The sequence below is a fragment of the Gammaproteobacteria bacterium genome, from assembly GCA_016765075.1.
Classification (GTDB): Bacteria; Pseudomonadota; Gammaproteobacteria.
This window is the reverse complement of record JAESQP010000106.1, coordinates 1-12100: the sequence shown is the minus strand read 5'-3', so window position 1 is coordinate 12100 and position 12100 is coordinate 1. Positions and strand designations below refer to the sequence as shown.

Sequence of the window (12100 nt, the reverse complement as noted above, 5' to 3'; positions counted from 1 at the left end):
TGGTACCAATCGATATCACTTGGAACAAGCCATGGTGGATAGTACTGCCAACGCTATCAAACGTGTGATTAAAATAAAGATAACTACAGGCAATCACCGCTACAATAAACAACACAAAAAGATAAGCACGAAACTCGGCATCTGCCCAATAAGCGCTAACGCGCATATTTCTTACCGCAACAAAATGCAAAGCAAAGTTAACCCCTGCCAATAGCATAAATACGATGGCAACACCTTCAATGGCGGCACTATTAAAGTAGCCAATACTGGCATCATGCGTTGAGAAACCGCCGATAGCGACAGTGGAAAAACTGTGGCTAATGGCATCGAACCCCGACATACCAAAAGCCCAATAGGCAAGGGCACAACTCACCGTCAGACCCAAGTAGATATACCATAATGCCTTAGCTGTCTCAGTAATACGTGGTGTTAATTTATTATCTTTCATCGGCCCCGGGGTCTCGGCACGATAAAGCTGCATGCCGCCAATACCAAACATAGGTAGTATGGCAATAGCCAAGACGATAATTCCCATACCACCTAACCACTGTAATTCTTGCCGATAAAATAACAGCGCCTTGGGCAGAGAGTCGAGACCAACAATAACGGTTGCGCCTGTTGTGGTCAGGCCAGACATTGATTCAAAAAGTGCCTCAGTAAATGACATATTTAACCCCGGCCCTAACATAAACGGTAGGGAACCGAACAAGGCCAAGACACTCCAGAACATCACCACAATGATAAAGCCATCGCGTAAATGCAGATCACGAACAAAACGCCGCACTGGTAACCACAATAAAAACCCTGCAACAAAAGTCACTAAGAAACCGGTAAGAAAAGCACCAATAGCACCGTCACCATAAATCAAACCAACCAATACCGGTGGCAACATGGTGACACTAAAGACCATTAGCAGTAGACCGAGGATGCGTTGAATGACGCGTAGTTGCATAATCCTGAAATCCTCAGTTGGACGGGGTGAAGTGTGCGTTTTCGGTGGTGCATGACAAGGCGTAACGACGCGGAATAGTCATACTATTGCGCCCTGAGGGAATGCGGTAGCATTCCTGATGAAGTACTCTTGGGGTGTAAGGAGTTACGCCCCGCAGGAAGTGCCCTTGGGGTACAACGCAGTCATGCGCTGCCGCAAGCGTGTGATTCACCCTGTAGCACTGAGAACCCTGCGGGTTCATTAAGTACTTCTTCACGTTGCTCAGGTCGCGTGACGCACCCAGCAAGTGGAGCATTAAATCAATGTCAATAGTTTGCATGTCAATAACTTAGTACCACAATAGAGCGGTCAACTGGGGATTTTAGGATAATTTAACCGTTAGACGACAACGCCGGCTAAAGGAAGGTGATCCCTACTTGGAATAAACGCTCAACTTCGTGAATACGGCGCTTATCAACCATAAATAAAATCACATGATCTTCTGCCTCGATCACCACGTCATGGTGGGCAATGATGACTTCTTCACCGCGTACAATAGCGCCGATGGTGGTGCCTGGGGGCAATTTGATCTGCTCCAACCGCCGGCCAACTACCTTAGACGACGATGGATCACCATGTGCGACTGCCTCAATTGCTTCTGCTGCACCACGTCGCAATGAATGCACAACAACAACATCACCACGACGTACATGAGTTAGCAAGCTACCAATAGTTGCTTGTTGTGGGGAAATCGCAATATCAATCTCACCACTTTGAATCAAATCAACATAGGCCGCACGGTTGATTAACACCATGACCTTGTTGGCACCAAGTCGCTTGGCCAACAATGAGGATAAAATATTCGCTTCATCATCATTGGTAACCGCACAAAACACATCGGTATTAGCAATGTTTTCTTCTTGCAGCAATTCTTGATCAGCGGCGTCACCAACAAGCACGATCGTCTTATCAAGGCGTTCGCTGATTTCGCGTGCATGGGTGGGATCACGCTCAATCACCTTGACCTGATAATCGTTCTCTAATGCTTCAGCCAGATGCAAACCAATATTGCCACCGCCAGCAATCATGATACGTTTATTGGAGCGATCAACACCGCGCAATTGATTGATAATAGGACGAATATTTTTTATTGCAGCAATAAAAAATACTTCATCATCAACTTCAATGATAGTGTCACCATCAGGAAGAATAGGCTTACCTTGACGAAAGATGGCCGCCACTCGCCACTCAACCTTGGGCATATGATCACGCATATCTTGCAAAGGATGACCAACTAACGGGCTATTCTTGTGCGCGCGCACCGCAACTAACTGTACTTTTCCATCTGCAAAATCGAGCACCTGCAAGGCGCCGGGGTATTCGATAAGTTTGCGCACATAATCCGTTAATACCTGTTCCGGACTAATCAGCACATCAATCGGCATCGCCTCTTGCACGAACAACTGCGGGTAAGACAAATACTCTGTCGCTCGAATACGAGCGATCTTGGTCGGCGTATGAAACAGGGTATAGGCAATCTGGCAGGCCACAATATTAGTTTCATCACTGTTGGTCACTGCTAAAATAATATCAGCATCCGCAGCACCGGCTTTTTCCAGTACATGCGGATGTGATGCGCAACCTATAACGGTACGAATATCCAGGCGATCCTGTAGTGTCGCCAGCTTATTTGAGTCAACATCAACGACGGTGATATCGTTCTCTTCACTAGCCAGATTTTCCGCAACTGATGAGCCGACCTGACCTGCACCAAGAATAATTATTTTCATTGTATATCCGCTTTATGTCATCGCCAGCAAAGGCTGGTGCTTAATATTGCCTCGTTAAGCTCTCTGCTAAGAGAGCGTTCTTAATGAATAAGGCCGCTCTTCTAAACTGTTTCAAAATCATTTTAGCCAGCTCAAGCATCCCCAGCCGAGCCACGCTTAATATTGATTCCTAGTGCCCGCATTTTGCGGTACAAATGTGTCCGCTCCATGCCCGTACGCTGCGCCAGCTTACCAACGCTACCTTTAGTTAGCTCTAATTGATGCTCAAGATAGGCTTTTTCAAAACGTTCCCGCGCCTCACGCAAGGGCAGATTAAAGTCCACTGGCGATTCAGTGCTGGCCGCAACCGTTACAGCACCCAATGCCAAGTCAACTTCCTGTAATTCAACGTCGCCCCTGCCACCCAATATCAATAAGCGTTGCACCAGATTCTTTAGCTCACGCACATTGCCAGGCCAGCCGTAGTTACGCAATCTATTCTGCGCTGCGGTATTAAAACCACGATAAGACAAACCTTCTGACACAACAAAATGCTCAACATAATACTCCAACAACTCTGACACATCTTCAGGATGATCGCGTAAAGGTGGAATGTGTAAGGGCAATACATTTAATTGATAGTAAAGATCCTCACGAAATCGCTGTTTAGCCACTGCCTCACCAAGGTCACTAAGGTTAGCAGTGATGATGCGCACATCAAACTGCACCGGTTCAGAACCACCGACGCGCAATAGCGATTGGCTTTCAATGGCGCCGATTAATTTTGCCTGCATAGAGAGATCCATCTCGGCGATCTCAGTTAATAACAGTGTGCCGCCATTCGCTTGTTCCAGCAGGCCGTAGTAGATCTGCTCACCCTCTTCGCGACCGAATAACTCAACTGCAGCATTTTCATTGGCAATGGAGGTGACACCAACATCGACAAACGGACTGCCACTACGGCTACTATGCTGGTGAATATAACGTGCGAAAACTGCTTTGCCAGTACCCGGCTCTCCTGTCACCAACACCCGCGCATCGGTTTTACCAATGCGCTGCGCCTGCTCACGTAACGCGCGTAGCGTTTTGCTACGACCAATCGGTTCAATAACTGTCTGACGACGTAAATTGACGTTCTCACGTTGCAGCTTGGCCGAATCCAGCGCGCGTTGCACCGTTAGCAACAATTTCGCCATCGATAACGGCTTTTCGAGAAAATCGTAAGCACCCAGTCGTGTTGCTTCTACCGCCGTCTCAATATTGCCATGTCCTGAAATCATAATAACGGGAAAACTCAACTCACCCTCATCACACCATTGCTTAAGTAAACTAATACCATCAAGATCAGGCATCCAGATGTCCAATAACACCAAATCAGGTCGCCGACTGCGCCGTGCCTCATTCGCCTGATTAGCACAATCGGCAACACTCACCTCAAAGCCTTCATCAATCAGAATGTCACGAATCAATTCGCGAATATCAGGCTCGTCATCAACAACGAGAATATGTTGCTTACTCATAGTGCTCTATCCATGTGAGTGTACGGATTCAGCGTTGCTGCGGGGTTTCGCCGCAAGGCGCAGTGCGAAGGCAAGGGTTGTTCCCTTGTCGAGCACTGCAACGCAGCGGCGAGACCCCACAGCAACGCCCTTCGGGTTAACTTGTCAATGCCCACGGACTGCGTTACGCCTCTTGATAAGGGAGCCACCCTTGCCTGCAAGGCGCGCCTTGCCATGCGCATTGACAAGCTAACTGAACTCGCACACTCACATGGATAGAGCACTAAGGATTGCTCAGTTGAAGGCCGTGGCCTCATCAGGTGTTGGCTCACTCTATAGTTAGTACGGGAAACCTTATCATGATGGCGGCACCGCCAGTGGCAAGATTTTGTGCGCGGACAATACCACCATGCTCCTCAACAATTTTTTTAACGATGGCAAGTCCCAGTCCTGTCCCCTTAGGTTTGGTCGTCACATAAGGCTCAAATAATTCGCCAATAATATCATCCGCAAAACCATCACCATTATCGATAACATCTATTTCAATCAAATCTGCTCCCTGGCCGCAAATAAGGCGCGTCATTACCGTAACCCGGGCTTGCCCAGCGTCGCGACTAGAGCTGCGCGGTGCTTCTATTGCATTTTTGATCAAGTTATTCAGTAATTGCCGAATACGGCCACGGTCAGCTTCTATCTTAGGCAGGCCATCGGCCAAGTCTGCACAAAATGTCACCTTATCGCCAGCATAAAGATCAAGCGCTTCCGCAATCAGGAGATTGATGTCCAGCGCCACGGTCTCTAAACGCGGCGCGCGCGCATACTCAGAGAAGGCCTGAACCATTTTTTGCATCACTTCAACTTGCTGCACAATCGTATTGGTAGAACGATCAAGCAAGTCACCTTCCTCGCCCTTGAGCTTGGGCAAATAACGATGTCGCAGTCGCTCAGCTGAGAGCTGAATTGGGGTTAATGGATTTTTAATTTCATGTGCCAAACGCCGCGCTACCTCACCCCATGCTGCATCGCGTTGCGCTTTGATAAGCGTAGTAAAGTCGTCGAAAACAATCACATTGCCAGCGCTCATATTGCCGACACCAGGCAGGGTAGCACCACGACACATCAAGACCTGGCGACCCAACGAGCTAAAACGCGTGACTTCTTCTACCCATTCAGCCTGGCCTTGCTGCAAACTCTCATCAATACTGTCAAAGAAAATATCCAACTTCGGATTATCTTGCTGTATTTCACTGAGCGAACAGCCAATATAAGCATCTAGCTTGGTTTCTAGTATATCGCATGCAGCATCGTTGACCGTACGCAACACGCGATCGCGCGATAAGGTCAACACGCCGGATGATAATTTGCGCAATACGGCTTCGAGATAGGCGCGCTGACTTTCCGCTTGCTGTTGGCTATGCTTTGCATCAGATTGTGCCAAGCCAATGCGCCGTGTCATATCATTAAACGACTGCACCAGAAAGCCCATTTCATCGTTGTTGCCTGGTAAAGACAAACGCTGTTCGTAGTTACCCGCTGCGACTGCACGGGTACCGGTTGCCAGCACTTGTATCGGATAAACCAAACGCCGAGCCGAGAGGAATGCCGCCCATGCCGCGACCAAAATTGTTAGTAATAACACCAACGAAAGCGTCAACGTAAAACTGAATTTCAGTGGGGCTCGCAAGTAAACAAGACGCTCATACTGTGCATGTGCATCTTGTACGCTATCAGTTAATTTACTGATTCGTTCTGATATAGGAAACAGCGCCTGAAAAATATGCGACCCTGTAATAGGCTCGCCGCTGGACACTTGCAACAATACCCTGACATGTAAGCCTAAATCAGCAATCGTATCCAAACCAAAATAACGGCCGTTACTACGCATCTGAGAAAGCATCACTGCGGTCGGCTTATTCGGCACGATAACAATGGGATCAATATGACTCGATGCAATGATGCGGCCACTTGAGGCCATTAACATCAACTCAGTGGAGTCACTTTGATCACGCAGATCATGAAGACTCAAGGCCACCTGTGTCTCAGAAATATCGGTGAGAGTGATAGCCATGGCTTCAGTTTGCGCCACCACATTGCGCATGCGTGAATCCAAAGCAGTTCGGCTCAGAGACAATGAGTCATTAAGCGCTTGTTCAACACGGACATCAAACCAACTATCGATACTGCGATGCAAAAACTGCAAGGAAAAATAAAAGACGATGGATACCGGTATCAAGGCTAATACGACAAAAATAACAATTAGCCGTACCGTCATACGCGCACCAACAACTCGCTCGCGATATTGTCGCCTTAAACGCTGGAAATTAACGCCTAGCAACACCAGCAATATAATAAGGCCGACAATGTTAACAATAACCAACAGAGAATAAATGCGGTCAAATTGCGCCGAGTTTTCGCTTGCTACGCCCATCATATAAAGCGAGCCCAGAAGCAGCAAGCCAACGATGGTGACTAACACGGCTTCCACGCCAAAATACGCTACTGGTTTGGTCGCCACCGATACCATCCGCTGTTGTGGTGCCAATCAGGCCAGATATAGGCACGTAATCGCATTGGCACTGGCAGTGACTCTATATCTAACCAGGCGCGAATACCGACATACTCACTATTTTTACGTAGGGCACGGTCAAATAAGGGCACGGCAATATCTCGCAAAGTGCCAATTTCAACCAGCGCAGATCCTAAGGTAGGGAAATTTTGTATCAAAACACTGTCACCAACTATAAGTCGATATTGGCCGGTCAAGGCTTGATAACTGAGTTCGTGGCGCTGCTGCTCTTTAGCAATGCGCCGATCCCACAGCAAAGGGCGCGGCTGCATCACAGCAATGGTGTGTATTAAGGTCAAGCCTATGCCTTTATGCAGGGCTTCCAAGGCAGGCTCACTCAATTCATAGCGAATATCAGCATCGAGACTATAACGCCCATTATCATGCGTGATATCAACTCGCTCGACGACAATCTCTTTGGCTCTTGTATCAGCATGAGCAATAGAAAAACAGCACAGCAGCCCAATATAAGCGATCGTTTTTAGCTTATATGACACAGGCGTTTATTCATCTTTTACGTAAACGCGCATAATAAAATCCATCCATCCCCTTCTCTCCGGGTAGGATAGTACGTCCGTGTGACATTGGGCACCCCCAATTAGCCTCTATGGGCATTTCTTCAGCATTATCAACCTCAGCCAAAAACCGTGCGATCTGCTGATGATTTTCCTCAGGCAATATAGAGCACGTGGCATAAAGCAACACCCCGCCTGGCTTTAATGTCTGCCATAGCGCACGCAGTAACTGGCTTTGAGTAGCAAGCAACTGCTCAATATCAAACTTTTGTCGTAACCATTTAATGTCAGGGTGACGTCGTATCACGCCACTTCCGGAGCACGGCGCATCAAGCAAAATACGGTCAACAAACTGTCCATCCCACCAACTTTCCAATTCAATAGCATTCGCCACTTGCAGACGACAGGAAAGATTCAAGCGTTGCAAATTATCTTTAAGTCGTTGTAATCGCCAGGCTTTGCTATCAATAGCAATAAGATCAATGTCACGCACCTGCTCTAACAAATGACAAGTTTTACCCCCCGGCGCGGCACAGGCATCCACCACACGTTGGCCAGGTTGCGCCATTAACAATGTTGCAGCCAATTGCGCTGCTGCATCTTGCACTGACACCAGACCATCATTAAACCCGGGCAATGTCTCAACCGGGCAGGCATTATCCAACACAACCGCCGAATCAATGCCCTCAACCGGATTGGCTGCAATGCCTGCCTGTTGCAATCGATTCAAATAATCAGCACGCGAAATCAAGCGCTGGTTCACGCGTAATGACATGGGGGCACGTGCATTATTTTGTTCAACAATAGATGGCCAGTCGTTTGGCCAAGCCTGTTGCAGTTGCGCTAACAACTGCACTGGATGCGCTGTACTTGCGATAGGGTCATTTTCTAATAATACGAGAATTTGATCGCGCTCGCGCTGAAAGCGCCGCAGCACCGCGTTAACCAAACCTTTGGCCCACTGTTTTTTTATGGCCTGCGCGCAAGCCACCGTTTCTGACACCGCCGCATGATCCGCCGTACGCATATATTCTAACTGGTAAATACCCAACCATATCAACAATCGCACATCTTGATGTTTATCTGCCAATGGCTTATCCAGCAAGCGTTGCTCAATCGCCTGCAATCTTGGCCACCAACGTATGACACCGAAACACAGCGCTTTTAAAAGCGCAACGTACTTGTCCAGCGTCACTGTGTCAACTTGGTGCTGCTGTAGCGATTTATCGATAGCACTATCAAGTGAACGATTATGCTTTACTACCTGTAGTAAAATATTAAGCGCCTGCAAACGAACATTCATACGTTAAGGAAGCTCTGAATAAGTCTGGTTGAATTTAGGCTGAGATAAAATGGTTCCGATTCGCTGCGAAGTGAGCGGCAATAGTCGCTCTATTGCGGCGATATTCGCAGTGAATCGGGGCGATTTTAACCAGCGTAAAACAATCATGACTTGTTCAGAGCTTCCTTAAGTGTCGCCAAACAATTCACCAACAGTTATCGCTACATTGCCATTGAGGTAATCACGCACATCAAGCGCGCGTTTACCCGGCGCCTGTAATGTTTGAATGCGTAATAAGCCATCACCTGTTTGAATATCAATGCCCTTTTTATCTACCGCACAAATCGTTGCGATGGCATGATTATTATGGTTAACAACCGCCTCGGCGCGCCAAATTTTATATCGCTCACCTTGGTAGGTACAATGCGCTATGGGTGTTGGATTAAAGGCACGCACCCGCAGCGCCAGTTCAACAGCACTTAATGACCAATCTAAGGCCGCCTCGGCCACAGTAATTTTCTTTGCATAGCACGCCAGGCTATTGTCTTGCTGTTGCGGGCTAAGCTGGTTTTCAATCAAATTATTTAGGGTTTCTAATAAAGTTTCAGCACCCAATAATGCAAGCCGCTCATGTAGCTTGGCACTATTGTCAGTTGGTAAAATTGGGCAGGTGCGGCATAACAACATAGCGCCGGTATCCAGCCCCTTGTCCATCTGCATAGTAGTAATGCCAGTTTGCTTATCGCCCGCAAGTATTGCTCGCTGAATGGGGGCTGCCCCCCGCCAACGCGGCAACAGAGACGCATGCACATTGATCGCGCCATAGCGGGGAATATCCAGCACCGCTTGCGGCAATATCAAACCATAAGCCACCACGATCAATACGTCCGGCTTTAACTCTGCCAAGGCATCGATACTTTCTTGTGATTTAAAATTGAGTGGTTGCAACACATTGATATGATTTTCAAGCGCAACTTGCTTGACAGGCCCGCTACGCAATTTTCGGCCACGCCCTGCTGGCCGATCAGGCTGGCAATAAACCGCTACGGGTTGATACGGCGATTCAACTAATGCGCGTAAAGAACTTGCTGCGAATTCTGGCGTACCAGCAAAAACGACACGAAGCGGTGCCATAAGTCTACATGGTGTCGTTGTCAGAGCAGTCAAGCGATCAAGACGCGTGGCGCTGCTGCTTAAGCATTTTTTTGCGAATACGGCTGCGCTTGAGCGCAGAGATATAGTCAACAAAGAGCTTACCATCGAGATGGTCTATTTCATGCTGAATACATACCGCCATAAGACCATCAGCCTCAAACGTAAATGGCTGGCCGTGACCATCTTGCGCTGCAATAGTCACTTGGCTCGCTCGCTCGACCTGCTCATAGATGCCCGGAAACGACAAACAGCCTTCATCATGCACCGATACGCCATCCCGCACCACAATACGCGGGTTAACGAAGGTATGTGGATCATCCTGATCCTCAGAAACATCCACTATCAACAGTCGTTTATGAACATCAATCTGCGTCGCCGCCAGGCCAACGCCAGGAGCCGCGTACAAGGTCTCAAACATATTATCGATCAGGCTACGTAGCGCAGCATCGAAGCTTATAACTGGCTTGGCCTTGATTCGCAACCTGGGATCAGGGAAATTTAGGATATTTAAGAGTGACATTGTGAATTTTATCAAAGTATTGCCGCTATTCTACCTGTTAGAGTATGCTAACTGTAGAGGTTCCAGCTAAAATTTCATGTTCACGCCTAATTATAGATACTATATCCAGGAAATGGGGGGGAGTAATGTACCTTAAGCACATCGTTTGCAGTTTGCTGCTTTATATTAGCAGTGCAGGATTGATGTTGGCTCAGGCCATCGAACTGAATCCAAACCACCCCGATAGTTATACTGTCGTCAAAGGCGATACGCTGTGGGATATTTCCAGTACATTTCTGAGTGATCCTTGGTTGTGGCCGGAGATCTGGCATGTCAATCCAGCCATTGAAAATCCACATCTGATATACCCTGGAGACATCATTAGGCTAGGGTTTATCGACGGTCAGCCGGTATTATCACTGGAGCGGGGGCGGCCAACGATCAAATTATCGCCCAATAAACGCGCCACCTCCATTGATCAGGCCATCCCCACGATACCGCTAAGCATCATTGAGCAGTTTCTGATTCGCCCACGTGTATTGAGCCAGCAAGACATCGACAGTGCCGCCTATATCGTTGCCAGCGAAGATAACCGCCTGGTCAGTGGTGCTGGCGCTAAGCTTTACGCACGTGAGCTCGACACCAGCGACAGCGATTTATTCAGCCTTTATCATATTGGCGCCGCCTTAATCGACCCGACTGTAGAGAACAGCAAAGACGCCGTGTTGGGCTACGAGGCCATCCATGTCGCCGATCTTAAGTTGGAAAGAGAAGGTGACCCTAGCACCTTATTAATTACGCATTCCAAACGTGAAGCATTAATCGGAGATCGTGTGCTACCACGTGAGGATGATGGCTTTAATCAAAATTTCATCCCACGCGCACCCGATACAGAAGTGACAGGTCAAATCATTCATGTAGTTGATGGCGTATCACGCATCGGCCAATATCAGGTTGTGGTAATCAATGTCGGCGCAGAAGATGGCATTGAAGCGGGGCATGTCATGACAATTTCACAAACGGGCGCTGTCGTGCGTGACACCATCAAGGGCAAAGGTAACGAAACTGTCACCTTGCCTGACGAAGAGGTTGGCACGCTAATGATTTTCCGTCCCCATGAAAAAGCCAGTTATGCACTGATTATGACAGCTTTGCGTGATATTCGTCTGTACGACGCCGTTAATACGCCACAGCCTTAACCCTGATAGTTGAAAGCAGATAAACCCCGCGCTTAAACGCGAGACAATCAAAAAATATTAAGTAAACTAGTTGGCAGGGACGCCATCATGAGCAAAAATAGCAGCCGTGATAGTGCTGACCTAAGTGCCGATGAACTGGCTCATTGGCTAGCGCTTAACCAAGCCCCAGGCATTGGGCCCATCGGCTTCCAGCGACTGTTACAACACTTCGGCCATGCCAGCGAGGTGTTTTCTGCCAATGTTGGCGAATTACGTCAACTCGGCCTACGTGCCAACGCCCTGCGTGGCTTGCAAAAACCTGACTGGGGCGAAGTCGAAAAACAACAAAATTGGGCTCTACGGCCTGGCAACAGCATCATCACATCAGTCTGCCCAAGTTATCCGGATTTACTTCGACAGATCAGCGACCCACCCCCTGTGCTCTTTGTCAGCGGCAGAGTTAATCTGCTCAACAACCCACAAATTGCTGTCGTCGGCAGCCGTAAGCCTAGCCCAGGCGGCCAACAAAACGCAAAACAATTTGGCCAGCAGCTCAGCCAGCACGGCTTAGTGGTCACCAGTGGGTTGGCGTATGGCATCGATGCCGCTGCCCACCAGGGGGCATTAAGCGCCAGTGCACCAACCATCGCGGTACTGGGATCAGGCTTGGATAACATTTATCCGCGTCGACACCAACATCTCGCTC

At 48.3% G+C, this 12100-nt stretch carries 10 protein-coding genes; 2 read left to right on the top strand and 8 right to left on the bottom strand.

Features of this window, described 5'->3' with window-relative positions:
* From JKY90_06225 to def, 8 genes are all read right to left on the bottom strand, one after another.
* Positions 1-952, bottom strand: a 952-nt coding sequence (locus tag JKY90_06225) for a potassium transporter (GenBank protein MBL4851860.1), incomplete at its 3' end; no start/stop codon positions are given.
* A gap of 395 nt (positions 953-1347) precedes the next feature.
* Positions 1348-2721 carry a Trk system potassium transporter TrkA gene (trkA, locus tag JKY90_06220; protein ID MBL4851859.1) on the bottom strand — a complete coding sequence of 458 codons (1374 nt, stop codon included), beginning with the start codon at positions 2719-2721 and terminating at the stop codon, positions 1348-1350.
* Positions 2722-2852: 131 nt separating this feature from the next.
* Positions 2853-4220 carry a sigma-54-dependent Fis family transcriptional regulator gene (locus JKY90_06215; protein MBL4851858.1) on the bottom strand — a complete coding sequence of 456 codons (1368 nt, stop codon included), beginning with the start codon at positions 4218-4220 and terminating at the stop codon, positions 2853-2855.
* A gap of 307 nt (positions 4221-4527) precedes the next feature.
* Entirely contained in the window at positions 4528-6723 is a 2196-nt protein-coding gene (locus JKY90_06210; protein MBL4851857.1) for a HAMP domain-containing protein, read from the bottom strand.
* A complete protein-coding gene (locus JKY90_06205) occupies positions 6696-7262 on the bottom strand; it encodes a DUF4390 domain-containing protein (protein ID MBL4851856.1) in 567 nt (188 codons plus the stop codon). The genes JKY90_06210 and JKY90_06205 overlap by 28 nt, the downstream gene beginning before the upstream one ends.
* A 10-nt stretch (positions 7263-7272) precedes the next feature.
* Complete coding sequence (gene rsmB / locus JKY90_06200; GenBank protein ID MBL4851855.1) at positions 7273-8583, bottom strand: 16S rRNA (cytosine(967)-C(5))-methyltransferase RsmB; 1311 nt, start codon at positions 8581-8583, stop codon at positions 7273-7275.
* A 165-nt stretch (positions 8584-8748) separates the two neighbouring features.
* Positions 8749-9696 (bottom strand): methionyl-tRNA formyltransferase, encoded by a 948-nt coding sequence (locus JKY90_06195; GenBank protein MBL4851854.1) that lies wholly within the window; start codon positions 9694-9696, stop codon positions 8749-8751.
* A 37-nt stretch (positions 9697-9733) separates the two neighbouring features.
* Positions 9734-10237 carry a peptide deformylase gene (def, locus tag JKY90_06190; GenBank protein MBL4851853.1) on the bottom strand — a complete coding sequence of 168 codons (504 nt, stop codon included), beginning with the start codon at positions 10235-10237 and terminating at the stop codon, positions 9734-9736.
* Between the two features lie 125 nt (positions 10238-10362).
* On the opposite strand from def, the gene JKY90_06185 reads away from it, so the two are divergent.
* Both JKY90_06185 and JKY90_06180 read left to right on the top strand, forming a co-directional pair.
* Entirely contained in the window at positions 10363-11415 is a 1053-nt protein-coding gene (locus JKY90_06185) for a LysM peptidoglycan-binding domain-containing protein (GenBank protein MBL4851852.1), read from the top strand.
* An 87-nt stretch (positions 11416-11502) separates the two neighbouring features.
* Positions 11503-12100: DNA-protecting protein DprA (locus tag JKY90_06180; protein MBL4851851.1), on the top strand; the 598-nt coding region annotated here is incomplete at its 3' end.